This window comes from Exiguobacterium sp. s63 (assembly GCF_018617335.1).
Lineage (GTDB): Bacteria > Bacillota > Bacilli > Exiguobacteriales > Exiguobacteriaceae > Exiguobacterium.
Map to the genome: position 1 here is coordinate 87,301 of NZ_JACSKB010000002.1, position 17,256 is coordinate 104,556.

Here is a 17,256-nt window from a genome sequence, read left to right on the forward strand (position 1 = left end):
TATGAAAAAACAAAAACGAATCAATTTGGCGATCTCGTATGTCATCTTGACGCTTGCGTCGATCATCATTCTCTATCCGATGCTTTGGGTCGTCGGAACGTCGTTCAACCCAGGGCGTACGATTACGTCAACCATCATTCCATCGAATCCGACATTTGTTCACTATAAAAACTTGTTTGACCTAACGATTTCAGATTATAGTTTATGGTATGTGAACACGTTGAAAATCGCTTTCATCACGATGGCACTTTCTGTCATCTTGGTCACGATTACTGGATACGTTTTCTCACGCTATCGTTTCGTAGGACGGAAGAACTCACTCGTCTTGTTCCTCGTCCTTCAGATGGTGCCACAGTTCGTTGCAATCATCGCGATTTATGTATTGCTCAATATGCTTAACCTTCTTGACACACATACAGCGCTCATCTTGCTTTATGCAGGTGGTGCGATTCCGATGAACACGTACTTGGCGAAAGGCTACTTCGACACGATTCCAAAAGAACTTGACGAAGCAGCCCGTATGGATGGTGCTGGTCACCTCCGAATCTTCTGGCAAATTATTTTGCCACTTGCGAAGCCGATTGTCGCAACGATTGCTCTCTTTAACTTCATGGGACCATTCAACGACTTCATTTTGGCATCGCTCGTCCTTCGTTCACCAGAGAAACAAACATTGGCAGTTGGTCTTTACAACATGATCTCGAAACAGTTCGATAACAACTTTACGTTATTCGCGGCAGGAGCTGTCCTTTCAGCCCTTCCAATCGTCATCTTGTTCTTCATGTTCCAACGCTACTTCGTTTCTGGCCTCACAGCGGGTGGTACGAAAGGATAATACTCGTAAAAGGAGGAAGCGATATGAGGCGAGGCGTCGTGCTCGTGCTCCTGTCGCTTCTTTTGTTTCCGACTGTCGTCGGGGCAAAGGAAGCCGCTACTTGGGAACAAGAACGCATGTATTTTATTATGGTCGACCGATTTGTTGACGGAAATCCGGACAATAACGAACAGGTGGACAAAAATGATCCAAAAGCCTTTCATGGTGGAGATATTCGTGGGGTCATCGAGAAGCTCGATTACATCGAATCACTCGGATTCACGTCCATTTGGTTAACACCTGTTTTTGAAAACATGCCGGACGGCTATCACGGGTATTGGATTAAAGATTTTTATAACATCGACCCACAATTCGGGACGAAAGAAGATTTACAGGAGCTAGTCGATGAAGCGCACAAACGAGACATGAAAGTCATTCTCGACTTCGTCGTCAACCATGTCGGACCGAATCATCCTTGGGTGGAAGAAAAACCTGACTGGTTCCATGAACAGTTACCGATTGTATTTTGGAAAGACCAGGAGCAAGTTGAGACACATTGGTTGTTTGATTTGCCCGACTTCAAAACAGAGGATCCGGAAGTCAAATCGTATTTGATTGACGCGGCGAAGTATTGGATTGAAGAGACGGATATCGATGGCTACCGCCTGGATACGGTCCGTCACGTCGATCAAGCGTTCTGGAAAGACTTCGTCGAAGGTGTGCGGTCAGTCGACCCGGATTTTTACCTACTCGCTGAAGTGTTTGACCCGGACCCGAAATATGTCGCGCAATATGATGACCTCGGGTTCAACAGCATCACGAACTTTACATTCTATGACCGCGTATCAAAAACGATGACACAACAGCAAGCAAACGTCGACGAAATCGATGTTGCTGCTAGTTATGCCGAAACATTCTTCAACGACCCGAATCAAATGGCGACGTTCCTCGATAATCACGATGTGGAGCGTTTCACTTACCAAGCAGAGGCAAACGGAGTCGAATCTGCAGAACGCCGACTACGCCTTGGACTCTTTGCGCTTTATGCATCACCCGGGATGCCAATCGTCTTCCAAGGGACTGAGAATGCTCAAAACGGTGGAGCCGATCCGGCGAACCGTGTCATGACGGAATTCCCGGGAAATGAAGATTTGCATGAATACGTCGCGACGATGAATCGCATGCGGGAAGAGTATCCGGTCTTTGCTACAGGTGAACAGCGAATGATTGCTTCAGAAGATGGAATGGCTGTCTTTGAACGAAAAGACGGCGATGACGTCGCCTTATATGCCATCAACATGAATGGTGAGGATCGAGAAATCGAAATTAATGTCAGTGAAATCGGGGAAGACAAGAGACTTCGCGGCCTTTTATTCTCGCAACTGGTCACAGATCAGCGCGGAACGTTTACAATTGAACTATCCGGCGAAAGTGCGAACGCTTACATCGTGGAGGAATCATCGGTCAATCCGTGGATGATGGGACTACTCGTCATTACGATTCCGATTTTCTTAACGGGTTTGGTCATGTGGAAGCGACGCAAATAAAAATGAAACGCTGAAAGACATGTTTGGAATTCACGGAAGCAGGGGGGAACACCATGCAAATCACAATTAAAGATGTGGCGAAACATGCGAACGTGGCACCGTCTACGGTATCGCGCGTCATCGCTAACAGTCCACGAATCAGTCAAAAGACAAAAGAACGGGTCAGAAGTTCTATGGAAGAACTCGGGTATCACCCAAACATTCATGCGAGAAGTCTTGCTAACCGTTCGACACAGTCGATTGGTCTCGTCATGCCGAGCGCGGCAACAAAGACGCTTCAAAATCCATTCTTCCCAGAAGTGCTACGAGGAATTAGCACGAAAGCGCATCAGAATGGATACTCGCTTTATATGACGACAGGTGTCACAGAAGAAGAGGTCTTATCCGGTGTCATCGAGATGGTACAAGGACGCCGTGTCGACGGTGTCATCGTCCTCTATTCACGGGAAGACGATCAAGTCGTTCAATACTTACGTCAAACGAAGTTTCCGTTCGTCGTGGTCGGGAAGCCGTTCGGGGACGCTTCTTCCATCACATACGTCGATACGGACAACTATTTGGCAGGTCGTGAAGTGACGAAACACCTTTATAACTTAGGTCATCGTCGCATCGCCTTCATCGGGGGCTCGGATAAACTCGCCGTCACACAAGATCGTCGGAACGGGTACGCGACGGCCCTCATGGAGGCAGGCATTCCGGTATGCGAAGACTATATCGCCCGGGCTGAATTCATGACGAAAGGCGGCGCGAAGGCAGTTCGTGAATTACTGCAAAACGAAGAGCCACCGACAGCCGTCGTCGTCAGCGATGACATGATGGCGCTCGGAGTCATCAGCACGCTCAGTGAGATGGGACTGAAGATTCCGGAAGACGTCGCGGTCGTCAGTTTCAATAACGTCTATATCGCAGAACACTCGAACCCGCCACTCACGTCGGTCGAAATTAACATCTTCGGTCTCGGTTTCGAGGCGACGAATTGCTTGATCGAACAAATCAGTGATAATGCGCCTCCTTATGGGAAGCGCGTCATCGTGCCACATTATCTGGTCGTCCGCCAATCATGTGGGCAGAAGAAGAGTAAGGCAACCGAAACATTAGAATCGAATTCTTGATTTACCAGACGATTTCGCCAGAGCGGGGTCGTCTTTTGCATATCCGTTTGATTGAAGCCGTCTGATGTAGGGAATTTCTTTCACGAAGGAATCGAAATCGAAAGGATGGATAGAGATGAGTGAAAGACGATTTGTCGGGACATTCGATACGAAAGAAAGCCTATTGTCAAAAATTAATGAGCTGAAAGAAAACGGCTATGATGAAGGGGAACTATTTGTCCTGACGGAGCGGGATGAAGCCGTTCATGTCCTTAAACGAGAGACGGACCTAAACGTAGAAGAAGGTGACACATCCTGGCTAGACAACCTCAACGGAGGGGGAAGCGAGGATCGGGATACGAAACAGGCGCTCACCGATTTAGGGATTGCAGACGACGAAATCGAACAGGCGCATTCTGACATCAAGCAGGGGGGATACGCCCTCGTCATCGACGAACCGGACACGGGGTTCAATGATGGGCGAAGTGCAGTATTCGAGGGACACGAAGCGAATGCGGCATTTGGTGAGAATCAGGAAAATGAACAGAAAGATTGATTGAAACCGTCTCAATTAGAGGTGGTTTTTTTGATTGTAAAATGTGACGAAAAAAAGAAAGAAAAAGTTTTATGCAAACGATTGCATTATTGTATCAGTCGTGTAAAATGAAAAGTGAGATTAAATACAGCGCTTTCATAGACAAACGGTTGCATGAACTGATTGTCCGTCGAAGGTAGCCTTGTAGAGAAAAAGGAGTGGCAGACAGATGAAACGATTGTTTGCAGTCGATGAATGGAAAGTAACAGAAGAAGGTCTTCACCCGAAGGAGAACCGTCTAGCAGAATCACTTACATCGCTCGGAAATGGGCATATGGGGATGCGAGGAAACTTTGAGGAAGATTACTCGAATGATACGCACCAAGGATTCTACGTGGCGGGTGTCTACTATCCGGACAAAACACGTGTCGGTTGGTGGAAGAATGGATACCCTGAATACTTTGCCAAAGTATTGAATGCGACAAACGTCATCGGTCTTCGCGTGGCGATCAATGGTACGCCGGTCGACTTGGCGAAATGGGAAGTGAAAGACTTCACGCGTGAGCTCGACATGCAACGTGGTGTTCTCACACGAACGTTCACCTTGATGAACGGAACAGAAGAAACGAATGTGGAAGTCGTCCGATTCTTCTCAATCGTGGATAAAGAAATCTTGGCAATCCGTTATAACGTGACACCGATTAACTATGAAGCGAAAATCGAGTTCACTCCATATCTAGACGGCGATGTCGAAAACGAAGACTCGAACTACGATGAGAAGTTCTGGTTACCGGTCGACCGTGGTGTGGAAGAACGTTTTGGTTTCGTCACGACGAAAACGAAAAAACTCGACTGGCATGTCACGGCATCAATGATCGCGGACGTTGAGGGCGCACGTTGCGAAGTGCTTGAATCGACAGACTTGTTCGTAGCCAATACATTCACAGTCAACGTGGCTGCCGGTGAGACGGCGACTGCCTATAAATATGTATCGGTCGTGACAAACCGCGACCATGCGATTGAGGATCTTCAATCTGCAGGAATGAAACGTGTCGAAGCGGCATTCGAAAAAGGTTTTGAGACACTTCTTGCGGAACAGACGGAAGCATGGCTCGCACGTTGGGAAGATGCGGACGTTCGGATCGATGGAGATATCGAAGCGCAACAAGGGATCCGTTTCAACATCTTCAACATGTATCAGACGTATACGGGTGAAGATTCACGTCTTAACATCGGTCCAAAAGGATTCACAGGCGAGAAGTACGGCGGTGCGACGTATTGGGATACAGAAGCCTACTGCCTCCACTTCTATTTAGCGACAGCGAAACCAGAAGTCTCATGGAACTTGCTCAAGTACCGTCATAATCAATTGCCACAGGCGAAAGAGAATGCCGTGAAGAATGTCGGCATGGAAGGTGCGCTTTATCCGATGGTCACGATGAACGGGGAAGAGTGCCACAACGAGTGGGAAATCACACATGAAGAGATTCACCGTAACGGTGCGATTGCTCATGCGATCTTTAACTATGCAAACTTCACGGGTGACAAGTCGTACCTTGGACAATACGGATTGGAAGTATTGGTCGAAATCTCGCGTTACTGGGCTAGCCGCGTCAATTTTGTCCCGCACAAAGACGTGTATATGATCCTAGGCGTCACAGGTCCGAACGAATACGACAACAACGTCAACAACAACTGGTACACGAACTTGATCGCCGCGTGGACACTCGAGTATACGCAAGAAGTGTACAACTACTTGAAAGAAGCAGAACCTGCACGTCTCGAAGAACTCGTGTCGACACTCGGTATCACGGACGCTGAACTCGCGAAATGGGCAGACATTCAAACGAAGATGTACTATCCGAAAGACGATCTCGTGCCAGATGTCTTCATGCAACAGGACGGATTCATGGATAAAGAGCAGATTTTGGTGAAGGACCTCGATCCAAAACATCTTCCACTCAACCAAAACTGGTCATGGGATCGCATCCTTCGTTCGAACTTCATTAAACAAGCAGACGTCCTCCAAGGACTCTATACGTTCGGTGACCGCTTCACGGTCGAACAGAAACGTGCAAACTTTGACTTCTATGAGCCACGCACGGTTCATGAGTCAAGCTTGTCACCATGCGTCTACTCGATTATTGCGGCAGAAGTCGGTTATGAGGACAAAGCGGTCGAATTGTATCAACGTTCCGCGCGTCTTGACCTCGATAACTATAACAATGACACGGAAGACGGCTTGCACATCACATCGATGGTCGGTTCATGGATGTCCATCGTTCATGGTTTTGCGGGAATGCGGATTCAAGAAGATACGCTCTCGTTCAGCCCGATGACTCCGAAGGATTGGAACGGCTACTCGTTCAATATGCTCTGGCGTGGCCATCACTTGACGGTCACATCATCGCGTGAACAAGTGACAATCAAGCAAACAGGTGGTACAGACGTAACGATTCACGTGTATGGAAATGCAGTAACGGTTCCTGCAGATGACTCGATTACAATCGAAGCAGTGAAAGCGTGACCATTCGCTTCATATGAACAAGTCGACTTCGGTCGGCTTGTTTTTGTATGAAAAACTTATCGGGTTTCCTGCATATTTGCTGTATGCAGCATGAATAATCTATGTTATCTTGATTCTTAGCTATTTTGAGAAAGGGGAGTTGAAGCTTGACGGAAGCCGTTAAAGAACATACACGAATCGGGGTTGTCTCGATCATCGGAGGATTGTTCGTTGCCTTATCCATGACATTATTTTTAATTCCAGCCGGCGTCTATTCGACAGGATTTACGGGCCTTGCCCAAATCTTGACAGCACTACTAGCCGGTACACCGTTTGAACTAGGGGAAGGGCTCTGGTTCTTTATTCTGAACGCACCGTTACTCGTCGTCAGTTACTTTATGCTCGGGCGGAATATGATGATTCACACGCTTGTCAGTGTCGCCTCGGTCACCTTGTTCATTCGCTTGCTTCCGCAATCGCAGCTCCTCTCGGACGACCCGCTCTTGAACGCCGTCTTCGGCGGTGTGCTTTTGGCAATCGGTTCAGGGATTACGATTCGATACGGAGCCTCGACAGGTGGCTTTGACATCGTCGCATTGATTTTGGCGAAATTCACGAACAACTCGGTCGGGGTCTATCTCTTCTTGATGAACATGATGATTGCCCTAGCTGCAGGTGCCTTATTCGGGTGGCCGACAGCGCTCTACACGATCGTTTTCTTATATGTGACGTCAAAAGTCATCGACGAGATATATACAAATACACAGCGTCAAACGCTCTTTATCGTAACGAATCACCCGGATGAGGTGACGAAAGAACTTCATCAGCATGTGTTCCGTGGCATCACGCTCATGCCGGCAATCGGGACATACTCGAAAGTCGAGAAAGCGACGCTCATGATGGTCGCCCAACGACACGAGGTGCGTGAAATCACGCGCATTTGTAAAGATGCGGACCCATCCGTTTGGATCAATATCTTGCCGACAGAGGATGTCGAAGGAACGTTCCGTCGCTAAATTAACCCCTACTGTGCAAGCAGTAGGGGTTATTATATATGTATGACATAAGACGGTTTGGGGAGGATGCACAAATACAAAAACAGAGGCTATTCATCTTAATCAGGAAGAATAGCCTCTGTTTGATAATGGTTCAGTTCTAGTCGGTGCTTTCGTTATGCCTTGATGCCAAGTCTCTCTTCTAGGAAGAGGGCAATCCCGTCATCCATGTTCGAAGCCGTCACTTCGTTGGCGACCCTTTTCAGTTGGTCGATGGCATTCCCCATCGCGACACCGGTCCCGACATAGTCGAGCATCTCGAGGTCATTCTCCTCGTCACCGAAGGCGATGATGTGTTTCCGGTCGATATTCAAATACTTCGAGACTTCTTTCAATCCGAGTGCTTTTGATGTGTTTTTACTCATGACTTCGATCATATGCTCCGGCATGCGCCACTGACGATTCAAGACAGCCTCTGCATGTAGGTGGTCGAGCTGTGAACGAACAGATGCAACATGGTCTTTCGTCGCATGAATCAAAAGTGAAGTCGGTTCATCTTGAAGATGCTTCAACAGGTTGCCGGATGTGACACTGAGCGCCCGCTCCGCATAGGGACTATAAAATTCTTGCGGGTCTTTTTGGAAGTAGACATGGTCGGTTACTTCCACGACGATGTTGTGTGCTTTCGTATCCGCAACTTCCTCGATGATATCGTGAGCGGTCTTGAGTGGGATCGGTCGGTGTGTGACCGCATAACTCGAATCTTTCGGGTGATGCACGAGGGCACCGTTAAAATTGACGAGTGGCGTCGTCAGGCCGAGTTGTTCATAATACATGATGGAGTGACGTTTCGGTCGTCCTGTCGCAATCATGACCTCATGACCGGCTTCACGAGCCGCTTGAAGAGCGCGGAAGTTGCGCTCGCTAATTGTTTTATCATCTTGTAATAACGTTCCATCTAAATCAACTGCGATTAAATAACGTGACATCAGTCATCCTCTTTTCTTCACAATGATGTTTCTACGACCGTACCACATTTTTTGATTTGACGGAAAGAATATACAATCGATGTCGCACTTTCCTGTCGAACAATGCTATACTAATGTCGTATGAATTTTTACGAATCATCTGTGAGATGGAGGGGACGTACAATGCGTTATGTAGTCACATTGTTCTGGGCGATTTTGCTCTCAAATACAGCGGTGTTTATCATTTCTGCTGTAGATGGAGTAGAATACAACGCGATGATCGCAACTGGTTTTGGCGTGATCATCACAATCTTCGTTGCACTTCTCGATGTCATGAATCAAGACATGGGAATCAGCGACGTTGCACAAGAGAAGTAAGCCGTCTACAATCAAACTGACTCGCGCATGAGTCAGTCTTTTTTCTTATATCGATTTTAGAGGAGGACGTCACATATGAAAAACCCTGAAAAACGCGCGAACTTCATCACGTTCGCCATCATCGGTGCAATTATCGTCATCGGAATCGCTTTATTATTCGTTCTAAACGGTAATGATTCAGACGATGGTGTCAACGCCGTCACGGCAGAGGAATTGCAACAACAGTTAGATCAAGATGGCGAGGTCGTCGCCTATTTCTGGCAAACAGGCTGTGAATATTGTGAGCAAGTAAAACCATATGTCGAACCGATGATTGAAGAGTATGACGCGGTATCGATCAACTTGGCCGACCATAACGTCTGGGAAACATATGGCATTCAAGGAACACCGACTCTCATTCGTTTTGAAGATGGGAAAGAAGTCGGTCGCATTGAAGGGGCAGTCTCTGAACAACAATATGAGACGTTCTTTAAGAATGAGGAGGCAAAAGAGGAATGAAGCGTCGTTTCTACCAAATGTTATTTGAGCTGAACGCCTCACCTTGGATTGCCACACGTCTCAAACGTTTCGCAGAATCAGGCGCAAGTCGTCACTTGATTCCATCGTTCGCAAAAGTGTATGACATCGCTGTCGATGAAGCGGACCAACCTTTACAAGCGTATCCTTCACTTCACGCATTCTTTACTCGTCATTTGAAGTCAGGGGCACGTACGATTGATGAATCAGTCGATACCCTCGTCTCCCCGTGTGACGGGAAGCTGTCGGTCATCGAGGCGATTTCGGAAGACAGCCACTTCGAAGTGAAAGGTCAATCTTACACGCTCGCGGAATTGCTCGGTTCACAACAAGAGGCGAGACGATACGCAGGTGGTACGGTCGTCGTGCTCTATCTCAGTCCACGTGATTATCACCGCGTCCATACACCACTCTCGGGTCGCGTCCTTAGCCACTATGAGCTCGGGGACCGTTCGGCACCGGTGAATGAGATCGGATTGACAGAGACAGTGCGCCCACTATCTCGTAACTATCGTCGTGTGACTCGCTTTGACAGTCCGGCTGGGACGTATGAGCATATCATGGTCGGAGCCCTTAACGTCAACACGATTGAGTGGACGCTCGAAGGGGAGCAGGCGAATAAAGGACAGGAAGTCGGATACTTCTCATTCGGATCGACCGTCGTCCTTTGTTTTGAGAAAGATACGATTCAAATGGACCATCAAAAAATGGGTCCGGTTCGGCTCGGTGACGTCATCGGGACGATCAAAACCAACTAATTTTGCATCAATTTTCTTCCGACCGAACGATACACTAGTCGTTTGGTCGGTTTTCGTTTACCATAGAAGGGATATCAATACTTGTATAAGTAGTTGAATCGTTTAGCTAATTGGAGGAATTTTACGTGTTTAATCGACTTTATCCGAAGCAGTTCGTCGCATCTGTGTTTGACATCGACTTAGAAGAATTGAAAGACCGTGGGGTACGCGTCATTATGACAGACCTCGATAATACACTCGTGGCATGGGATGTCCCTCATGCACCAGAGCTTTTATTGATGTGGCTTGAAAAAGTGAAATCATACGGTTTCGATGTGATTGTCGTATCAAATAATAATGAGAATCGTGTACGAACGTTTACGGAGCCGCTCGGCCTTCATTATGTCGCTCGTGCGAGAAAGCCTTTGCCAGCCGGATTTAAAGAAGCACTCTCGAAATACGGCTATTCACCGAAAGAAGCCATCTTTTTGGGAGATCAGCTGTTCACAGACGTGCTCGGCGCCAACATGGCAGGCATTCATGTCATCCATGTCCAACCGGTCGTCAAAACGGACGGTCTGGTCACAAAATTCAATCGGATGCTTGAAAAGGTCGTTTTCGCCCATATGAAACGTCGCGGGAAGTATGTATTGATTACGAAAAAAGTGGAAGAACTCGCCGTCGACGCACAGCGTGCAAAAGTCGCGGTCGCCGAGAAAATTGGTGAGGCCATTCATCCACGTTCCGAAGATTCACATAAAAAAGATGAATAAGACCTCGAACGCACAGGAAGAAGGAGGCTGCCCATGTACGGCGACCAAGGCGTCGGAATTAACGCTTCAGGAGTAGCAGCGAGGTGCTACGGCGAATGAAGAAGGGGAAACCTAAACGGCAGTAAGTATAACTATGGAAGAAACCAAACGATATTGCGCTGGGTGCGGCGTGGCCATCCAAACGGAAGACCCGAACGGGGTCGGCTATGCACCGAAATCGGCACTTGACCGTGAAATTGTCATTTGCCAACGTTGCTTCAAGTTGAAGCATTATAACCAAGTTCAAGACGTGGAGTTATCAGATGATGACTTCTTACGCATCTTGAATGGCATCAGTTCAAAAGAGGCACTCGTCATCAAGATTGTCGACATTTTCGACTTCAATGGCAGTTGGCTTCCTGGACTTCAACGCTCAGTCGGTTCAAACCCGGTACTGTTAGTCGGAAACAAGGTCGACTTGTTACCGAAGTCCGTCAACCCGAACCGGATGGCGAACTGGATGAAGGCAGAGGCAAAAGAACTCGGATTGAATCCGATCGATGTTCATTTGATCAGTGCGAAAAAAGGACACGGCATCGATGAACTTGCTGAAAAGATTGAGTATTACCGGAAAGGCAAAGACGTCTTCGTCGTCGGTTGTACGAATGTCGGGAAGTCGACACTCATCAATCAAGTGATCAAACGTTTCGGTGAAGAGGATGAAGCCATCATCACCGTCAGTCATTTCCCGGGAACGACGCTTGACTTGATCGACATCCCGCTCGACGATGATGCGAACCTGTATGATACACCGGGGATCATCAACCGTCATCAAATGGCACACTATGTCGATGCGAAAGATTTGAAGACAATCACACCGAAGAAAGAAATCAAACCTCACGTGTTCCAGTTGAATCCGCAACAGACGCTCTATTTCGGCGGGTTGGCACGTTTGGATTATCTTGAAGGAAATAAGCGTTCATTCGTCATCTACATGTCGAACGAGTTGAAAGCGCACCGAACGAAACTCGAACGTGCGGATGAGCTCTATGACCAACATATTGGGAAGATGCTCAACCCACCGAACGAAAAGACAATGGAAATCTTACCGCCACTCGTCCGTCATGAGTTCAGCTTGCGGGACGGCGTGAAAACGGATATCGTGTTCAGCGGTCTCGGTTGGGTCGCCATTCACGGAAAAGGTGGTCGCATCGCGGCATGGGCTCCAAAAGGTGTCGCGGTCACACTTCGCGAGGCGCTCGTATGAATCTGGCCGTCATCGGTCACCCGATTGCTCATTCGCTCTCACCCCAGCTGCACGAGCAGTGGTTGAGGGCGTCTGGGCTTTTCGGGCGTTATGAGGCGATTGATGCCACCTTGGATGAACTCCCTGATTTATTTGCAGCGATGCGAGGCGGGGACTGGGATGGATTCAACGTCACGATTCCCTATAAAGAAGCGGTCGTTCAATACGTCGACGAACTTGAAGAGGCGGCAAAGCTAGCCGGTGCCGTCAACACCGTGTATAAACGAGACGGACGACTCATCGGGACGAACACGGACGGTGCCGGCCTTGTCCAAGCACTGTTGCCATTCACAGACTTCACAGGACGTGTTCTGATTGTCGGTGCAGGTGGTGCGGCGCGTGGGATTGTACAAGCTCTTCCGACACGTAACGTGACGATCGTCAATCGAACTGTCGAACGGGCAAAAGTGCTCGCCGATACGTTCGGAATCGCCCATACGACCTTCGATGAGATCGACATCTCGCAGTATGAGGTCATCGTTCAGACGACTTCTGTCGGGATGGACGAGAGATCGACACCACTTTCATTAGAAGGATTACGACAAAACACGGTCGTTTGTGATATCATATATCGTCCACTTGTCACCCCGATGCTTCAAGAAGCGAAACGTCGCGGGGCGAAAATTGTGACAGGGGTCGCCATGTTCGTCGGGCAAGGCGCGCTCTCGTTCGAGAAATGGACGGGCGTAAAACCGGACGAAACCATTGGAAAAAAGTTAATCGAAGGATTATTGGAGGAATAATATACTATGTTATCAGGTAAACAAAAACGCTTTTTACGTGCCGAAGCACACCATCTCTCACCGATTTATCAAGTCGGGAAAAATGGGGTCAGTGAAGCGATGTGTAAAGATATCGCAGATGCACTTGAGAAACGTGAATTGATCAAAGTTCAAGTGCTTCAAAACTGCATGGATACACCAAAAGATGTAGCCGGTGAATTGTCAGAAGGTACACAGGCTGAAGTCGTTCAAGTTATCGGGAAAGTCATCGTCTTATACAAAGAGGCGACAGAGAAAGAAAATCGCCAAATCAAACTCCCATGAGCCGGATCGGCTTGATGGGTGGAACGTTCGACCCGCCACATCTCGGACATCTGTTAATCGCGGAACAAGCGCGTGAACAGCTTGCACTCGATGAGGTGTGGTTCTTGCCGGCTGCGATTCCGCCACATAAGGTCGGATTCAGTTCTGCGGAACATCGAATCGAGATGACGCGACGCGCCATCCAACATCAGTCCGACTTCAAGTTAAACTTGATTGAATTTGAACGGAGTGAGCCGTCCTATACGGTCGAGACGATGAAGCGGCTGATTGAACAGTATCCGAATGATGAGTTCTATTTTTTGATTGGCGCAGATTCGCTCGTGTCACTCGAATCGTGGCATGATTATGAGACACTCATTCAACTCGTCACGTTCGGTGCGGTCGCTCGCCCGGGGTCCCGTTATTTGATTCCGGAGAAGGCGGACGTTCGTACAATTGATATGCCACAACTTGAAATCTCATCGACGGATATCCGTGAGCGGGCGAAGCGAGGCAAATCCATCAAATATTTGGTCCCGACGCCAGTCGAGACGTATGTGAAGGAGCAGAAGTTGTATGACGTTTGAAGAAGCGCACGAGTTGATTAAACAGACGCTACCGGAAAAACGCTATATCCACACACTCGGTGTCGTCGAGACGGCGGAGCGATTGGCAGTTCAGTACGGCGCGAACGTCGAAGAGGCTCGTCTAGCAGCGATGCTTCATGACTACGCAAAGTACTTTGATCCGGAAGAAATGCGTCGAGTCGTCATTGAAGAGGGACTTGATTCCAATCTTCTTGAATATGGGGACGAATTGTTGCATGCGCCGGTCGGTGCGATTTTACTGGCTCGTCAATATGACCTTGACGAGACCGTGCTTTCTGCAATTCGAAATCATACGACGGGAGAGCCTGGGATGTCTCGTCTTGACCAAATCTTGTTCGTAGCTGATGCCATCGAACCGAATCGGGATTATCCAGGGGTTGATCGCCTGCGGGTAGAGGCAGCGCATTCGCTCGAAGTGGCGGTTGTGGCGACACTGAAGCAAACGATTGAATTTTTATTGAAGAAGTCGGTGCGCATTTTTCCACTGACAATTGAAACGTATAATGATTTTGTGAATACACCTTAGGAGGGTCAATATGACTGCAAGAGAAGAATTAGAATTGATTGTAAAAGCGGCTGACGATAAACGTGCCGAGGAAATCGTCGTACTCGACATGGAAGGAATCTCACCGATTGCGGACTACTTCGTCATCTGTCACGGGAACTCAGAGAAACAAGTCGAAGCAATCGCACGTGAAATCAAAGATGTGGCTGGCGAGAACAACTTACCGCTCCACAAATTCGAAGGAATGGATACGGCACGTTGGGTCCTCGCTGACCTTGAGAACGTCGTCGTTCACATTTTCCATCGCGACGACCGTGATTACTACAACCTAGAGAAATTGTGGGCTGACGCGCCGCACGTCGAAGTGGAAGTCGGCTAATGGCATACGAAGGATTCGCCTATGTATACGACGAGTTGATGAAAGACGCGCCGTATGATGAGTGGGTCGCTTTCGTGCGTCGTCACGTCCAAGATGGCGCGACACTCGCGGATGTCGGATGTGGAACAGGATCAGCAACGATTCGCCTCGCCGAACATTACGACGTCATGGGGATCGACTTATCGGAGTCGATGCTCGAAGTCGCACAAGAAAAGGCACTCGAAGCCGAAATCGAGTTGCCACTTTGGGAACAGGATATGCGTGAACTAGAGCTGCCGGAACCGGTCGATGCGGTGACAATCCTCTGCGATTCACTTTGCTATCTACAAGATGAGGCAGATGTGATCGACACGTTTGAATCTGTCTACACTCAACTCAAACCGGGCGGGCTGTTCATTTTTGATGTCCATGCGCCGAACAAGATGCAGACGCTCTTCAACCAAAAGACGTACGCGTCAAACGGAGAAGACTGCTCGTATATTTGGTTTGCCGACCCGGGAGAGTCACCACTCTCAGTCGTTCACGATTTGACGTTCTTCGTCGCGCTTGAAGACGGAACGTACGAACGGATCGAGGAGACACATGAACAACGGACGTATGAACCTGGCCAGTACATGCAATGGTTGATTGGTGCCGGGTTCCACGTCAAATCGGTCACTTCTGATTTCACTGAACATGCACCGGGAGCGGATGCCGAACGCATCTTCTTCGTTGCCCAAAAATAAGGAAGACCCCATCGTAGATTAGCGATGGGGTCTTCATCTGTATCAGAAGTTTAATACTCGATTTATAAATTCAGCTTTGGCTTCAGTATATTTTTCTCTGTCCTCACGAAATTCAGTCGCTAACTGCTTTTTTAGAAGCCCGTATTCCTTCGCGAGTAAAGGAGATTCCCGTAGCTTGTCTCGAAATTCAATCTGTTCTTCCCACCGTTTTTCTGTGCCTTTCATGAGATGCAAATGAGCAACTCGTTTATCATCTTTCACTTTCACAAAAAATCTGCGCCAGGGCTTTCCATCCAATTCAGGTGGTACATAGTGCCAACCATATGCGGTTAAAGTATCAACAATCGCATTCATATTTACAAACGATTCGATTCGAATCATCACATCAATAATGGGTTTTGCAGGTAGACCGGGAACCGCTGTGCTACCTATATGTTCTGCTCCCTTAATATCAAATTTTGAAAGTACGTCAGACAACTCTCTTGTTTCACGTAGACCATATGCTTCCCATTGCATATTTGCATCTTCTATTTCAATCGCCTCATATGCCCAAATAGGAATCGTTAAGTGATCAGGATTCTCTTCTTTCATGAGTTTGATTCATCTCCTTGAAAGTACTCTCTGTGGCGAAGCTAATCTTGAAACGAACAAAAGACCTCATCATAAAAATGTGTTTGAGGTCTTTTGGACGATCATGCTTCGTGGCTGAACTGCCACTGGACACCGAACTGGTCTTCGAGCATGCCATATGCTTTGCTCCAAAATGTCTCTTGAAGCGGCATCAAGACACGTCCGTTCACAGAGAGCGCCTCGAATTCACGATGGATGGCATCGAGGTCGTCCGTGACGACAGCGAGCGTGACATTGTCACCGAACGTGACCGGTCCGTCAGGCATGGCATCAGAGAACATGAGCGATGAGCCGTGAATCAAGAGTCGGGTATGCAGCACGAGATCAGCCATTTCACTCGGCACCGGTTGACCGTCTGGACCAGGTTGATCACCGAACGTCATGATGTCTGGAGCAGCGTGTTTGAATACGTCCGCATAGAAGTTCACGGCGTCTCGACAGTTCCCGTTAAAGTTGAGATACGGATTGATGGGCATAGCAAGTTCCTCCTCGGATTCATAATATTCATTATAGAACATATGTTCGTAAAACGCAAGTGAGTCCAACTAAATTCGATTGTGTGATTGAACCCAATTGAGACTTGGGAATAAAGTGAATAGAGAACAAAATAGACGAAAGAAGGCGAACTATCATGAATCTCACGAAAGGACGTATCCTCGAATTCGGATTCGTCTTGTTCATGGCGGTCATGCTCGTGACATCGATTCTAGAAGAATCATGGTTCGATGCGAGTGTGGCGGGGGCCGGAATCATCTCTGGTCTCATCCCGTTTTTTATCGAAAAGACGTTCAAAACAGAACTCGATAGTAAGATGAAGGTGGCGTATATCCTGTTCCTATTTGCCTCACAGTATTTAGGGTCGATCGTCGGATTGTACGGAAACGGTTGGTGGGATACATTCCTTCATCTCTTGAGCGGTATCTTTCTCGCATTCTTAGGATTCGACTTCTTCAGCCGGCTCGATGACGACATTCGGACCGAGATCCCGAAACGATTTTTATTCGTATACATTGTCGTCTTTTCAATGGCCGGTGCGGCTCTTTGGGAGATGTATGAATTCACATCCGACGTCGTATTGAACACGACGATGCAAGGGAACGGGAACGACGATACGATGGTCGACATCATCGCCGGGTCACTCGGTGGAGTGCTCGCTGCGTTCTTCGTCGTGACGCTCCATCAACGTGAAAAAGCCAAACAAAAGAGACACATGAAAAAAAGTTCGTGAGTCACGAGCTT

At 48.1% G+C, this 17,256-nt stretch carries 21 protein-coding genes; 18 read left to right on the forward strand and 3 right to left on the reverse strand.

The window, feature by feature from the left end; all coding sequences use genetic code 11:
- Position 1: 1 nt before the first annotated feature.
- The 6 genes from KNO90_RS07220 (at position 2) to KNO90_RS07245 (ending at position 7,509) form a co-directional block, all read left to right on the forward strand.
- Entirely contained in the window at positions 2–835 is an 834-nt protein-coding gene (locus tag KNO90_RS07220; RefSeq protein ID WP_214739424.1) for a sugar ABC transporter permease, read from the forward strand.
- Between the two features lie 23 nt (positions 836–858).
- Positions 859–2,361: an alpha-amylase family glycosyl hydrolase gene (locus tag KNO90_RS07225; protein ID WP_215113322.1), complete on the forward strand. Its 1,503-nt coding sequence runs from the start codon at positions 859–861 to the stop codon at positions 2,359–2,361.
- 53 nt (positions 2,362–2,414) lie between these two features.
- Positions 2,415–3,473 (forward strand): LacI family DNA-binding transcriptional regulator, encoded by a 1,059-nt coding sequence (locus tag KNO90_RS07230; RefSeq protein WP_015880986.1) that lies wholly within the window; start codon positions 2,415–2,417, stop codon positions 3,471–3,473.
- A 115-nt stretch (positions 3,474–3,588) separates the two neighbouring features.
- Positions 3,589–4,008, forward strand: coding sequence for a YflT domain-containing protein (locus KNO90_RS07235; protein ID WP_214739427.1), 420 nt, complete (start codon positions 3,589–3,591; stop codon positions 4,006–4,008).
- A gap of 208 nt (positions 4,009–4,216) precedes the next feature.
- The gene (locus KNO90_RS07240) at positions 4,217–6,514 is read left to right on the forward strand and encodes a glycoside hydrolase family 65 protein (RefSeq protein WP_215113323.1); all 2,298 of its coding nucleotides are present in this window, start codon (positions 4,217–4,219) and stop codon (positions 6,512–6,514) included.
- A gap of 146 nt (positions 6,515–6,660) precedes the next feature.
- The gene (locus tag KNO90_RS07245; protein WP_214739432.1) at positions 6,661–7,509 is read left to right on the forward strand and encodes a YitT family protein; all 849 of its coding nucleotides are present in this window, start codon (positions 6,661–6,663) and stop codon (positions 7,507–7,509) included.
- A 155-nt stretch (positions 7,510–7,664) separates the two neighbouring features.
- Here the strand turns inward: KNO90_RS07245 and KNO90_RS07250 are convergent, their stop codons facing one another.
- Positions 7,665–8,477 (reverse strand): Cof-type HAD-IIB family hydrolase, encoded by an 813-nt coding sequence (locus KNO90_RS07250; RefSeq protein WP_215113324.1) that lies wholly within the window; start codon positions 8,475–8,477, stop codon positions 7,665–7,667.
- A gap of 162 nt (positions 8,478–8,639) precedes the next feature.
- Between KNO90_RS07250 and KNO90_RS07255 the strand changes: the two genes are divergently transcribed.
- From KNO90_RS07255 to KNO90_RS07305, 11 genes are all read left to right on the forward strand, one after another.
- Complete coding sequence (locus tag KNO90_RS07255) at positions 8,640–8,834, forward strand: YjzD family protein (RefSeq protein ID WP_214739436.1); 195 nt, start codon at positions 8,640–8,642, stop codon at positions 8,832–8,834.
- Positions 8,835–8,909: 75 nt separating this feature from the next.
- Complete coding sequence (locus KNO90_RS07260) at positions 8,910–9,332, forward strand: thioredoxin family protein (RefSeq protein WP_215113325.1); 423 nt, start codon at positions 8,910–8,912, stop codon at positions 9,330–9,332.
- The gene (locus tag KNO90_RS07265) at positions 9,329–10,108 is read left to right on the forward strand and encodes a phosphatidylserine decarboxylase (protein WP_215113326.1); all 780 of its coding nucleotides are present in this window, start codon (positions 9,329–9,331) and stop codon (positions 10,106–10,108) included. The genes KNO90_RS07260 and KNO90_RS07265 overlap by 4 nt, the downstream gene beginning before the upstream one ends.
- A gap of 125 nt (positions 10,109–10,233) precedes the next feature.
- A complete protein-coding gene (locus tag KNO90_RS07270; protein ID WP_214739441.1) occupies positions 10,234–10,860 on the forward strand; it encodes a YqeG family HAD IIIA-type phosphatase in 627 nt (208 codons plus the stop codon).
- Between the two features lie 133 nt (positions 10,861–10,993).
- Positions 10,994–12,106 carry a ribosome biogenesis GTPase YqeH gene (yqeH, locus tag KNO90_RS07275; RefSeq protein WP_214739443.1) on the forward strand — a complete coding sequence of 371 codons (1,113 nt, stop codon included), beginning with the start codon at positions 10,994–10,996 and terminating at the stop codon, positions 12,104–12,106.
- Entirely contained in the window at positions 12,103–12,888 is a 786-nt protein-coding gene (gene aroE / locus KNO90_RS07280; protein WP_215113327.1) for a shikimate dehydrogenase, read from the forward strand. The genes yqeH and aroE overlap by 4 nt, the downstream gene beginning before the upstream one ends.
- 6 nt (positions 12,889–12,894) lie before the next feature.
- On the forward strand, positions 12,895–13,191 hold the full coding sequence (gene yhbY / locus KNO90_RS07285; RefSeq protein ID WP_214739447.1) for a ribosome assembly RNA-binding protein YhbY: 297 nt from the start codon (positions 12,895–12,897) through the stop codon (positions 13,189–13,191).
- The gene (locus KNO90_RS07290) at positions 13,188–13,757 is read left to right on the forward strand and encodes a nicotinate-nucleotide adenylyltransferase (protein WP_214739449.1); all 570 of its coding nucleotides are present in this window, start codon (positions 13,188–13,190) and stop codon (positions 13,755–13,757) included. The genes yhbY and KNO90_RS07290 overlap by 4 nt, the downstream gene beginning before the upstream one ends.
- Complete coding sequence (gene yqeK, locus KNO90_RS07295) at positions 13,747–14,304, forward strand: bis(5'-nucleosyl)-tetraphosphatase (symmetrical) YqeK (protein WP_215113328.1); 558 nt, start codon at positions 13,747–13,749, stop codon at positions 14,302–14,304. The genes KNO90_RS07290 and yqeK overlap by 11 nt, the downstream gene beginning before the upstream one ends.
- A 10-nt stretch (positions 14,305–14,314) precedes the next feature.
- Entirely contained in the window at positions 14,315–14,662 is a 348-nt protein-coding gene (rsfS, locus tag KNO90_RS07300) for a ribosome silencing factor (protein WP_214739453.1), read from the forward strand.
- Complete coding sequence (locus tag KNO90_RS07305; RefSeq protein ID WP_215113329.1) at positions 14,662–15,387, forward strand: class I SAM-dependent DNA methyltransferase; 726 nt, start codon at positions 14,662–14,664, stop codon at positions 15,385–15,387. Before rsfS ends, KNO90_RS07305 begins: the two co-directional genes overlap by 1 nt.
- Before the next feature lie 42 nt (positions 15,388–15,429).
- Here the strand turns inward: KNO90_RS07305 and KNO90_RS07310 are convergent, their stop codons facing one another.
- Positions 15,430–15,978 (reverse strand): GrpB family protein, encoded by a 549-nt coding sequence (locus KNO90_RS07310; RefSeq protein ID WP_214739457.1) that lies wholly within the window; start codon positions 15,976–15,978, stop codon positions 15,430–15,432.
- A gap of 101 nt (positions 15,979–16,079) precedes the next feature.
- Positions 16,080–16,493, reverse strand: a complete 414-nt coding sequence (locus KNO90_RS07315; RefSeq protein WP_214739459.1) for a VOC family protein — start codon at positions 16,491–16,493, stop codon at positions 16,080–16,082.
- A gap of 155 nt (positions 16,494–16,648) precedes the next feature.
- Between KNO90_RS07315 and KNO90_RS07320 the strand changes: the two genes are divergently transcribed.
- Positions 16,649–17,245, forward strand: coding sequence for a DUF2238 domain-containing protein (locus tag KNO90_RS07320; RefSeq protein ID WP_214739461.1), 597 nt, complete (start codon positions 16,649–16,651; stop codon positions 17,243–17,245).
- The last annotated feature ends 11 nt before the right edge of the window (positions 17,246–17,256 follow it).

Coding starts and splice junctions, on each gene's coding strand:
- KNO90_RS07220 (WP_214739424.1), top strand. CDS start 2: ATGAAAAAACAAAAACGAATCAATTTGGCGATCTCGTATGTCATCTTG.
- KNO90_RS07225 (WP_215113322.1), top strand. CDS start 859: ATGAGGCGAGGCGTCGTGCTCGTGCTCCTGTCGCTTCTTTTGTTTCCG.
- KNO90_RS07230 (WP_015880986.1), top strand. CDS start 2,415: ATGCAAATCACAATTAAAGATGTGGCGAAACATGCGAACGTGGCACCG.
- KNO90_RS07235 (WP_214739427.1), top strand. CDS start 3,589: ATGAGTGAAAGACGATTTGTCGGGACATTCGATACGAAAGAAAGCCTA.
- KNO90_RS07240 (WP_215113323.1), top strand. CDS start 4,217: ATGAAACGATTGTTTGCAGTCGATGAATGGAAAGTAACAGAAGAAGGT.
- KNO90_RS07250 (WP_215113324.1), bottom strand. CDS start 8,477: ATGTCACGTTATTTAATCGCAGTTGATTTAGATGGAACGTTATTACAA.
- KNO90_RS07255 (WP_214739436.1), top strand. CDS start 8,640: ATGCGTTATGTAGTCACATTGTTCTGGGCGATTTTGCTCTCAAATACA.
- KNO90_RS07260 (WP_215113325.1), top strand. CDS start 8,910: ATGAAAAACCCTGAAAAACGCGCGAACTTCATCACGTTCGCCATCATC.
- KNO90_RS07265 (WP_215113326.1), top strand. CDS start 9,329: ATGAAGCGTCGTTTCTACCAAATGTTATTTGAGCTGAACGCCTCACCT.
- yqeH (WP_214739443.1), top strand. CDS start 10,994: ATGGAAGAAACCAAACGATATTGCGCTGGGTGCGGCGTGGCCATCCAA.
- aroE (WP_215113327.1), top strand. CDS start 12,103: ATGAATCTGGCCGTCATCGGTCACCCGATTGCTCATTCGCTCTCACCC.
- yhbY (WP_214739447.1), top strand. CDS start 12,895: ATGTTATCAGGTAAACAAAAACGCTTTTTACGTGCCGAAGCACACCAT.
- KNO90_RS07290 (WP_214739449.1), top strand. CDS start 13,188: ATGAGCCGGATCGGCTTGATGGGTGGAACGTTCGACCCGCCACATCTC.
- yqeK (WP_215113328.1), top strand. CDS start 13,747: ATGACGTTTGAAGAAGCGCACGAGTTGATTAAACAGACGCTACCGGAA.
- rsfS (WP_214739453.1), top strand. CDS start 14,315: ATGACTGCAAGAGAAGAATTAGAATTGATTGTAAAAGCGGCTGACGAT.
- KNO90_RS07305 (WP_215113329.1), top strand. CDS start 14,662: ATGGCATACGAAGGATTCGCCTATGTATACGACGAGTTGATGAAAGAC.
- KNO90_RS07310 (WP_214739457.1), bottom strand. CDS start 15,978: ATGAAAGAAGAGAATCCTGATCACTTAACGATTCCTATTTGGGCATAT.
- KNO90_RS07315 (WP_214739459.1), bottom strand. CDS start 16,493: ATGCCCATCAATCCGTATCTCAACTTTAACGGGAACTGTCGAGACGCC.
- KNO90_RS07320 (WP_214739461.1), top strand. CDS start 16,649: ATGAATCTCACGAAAGGACGTATCCTCGAATTCGGATTCGTCTTGTTC.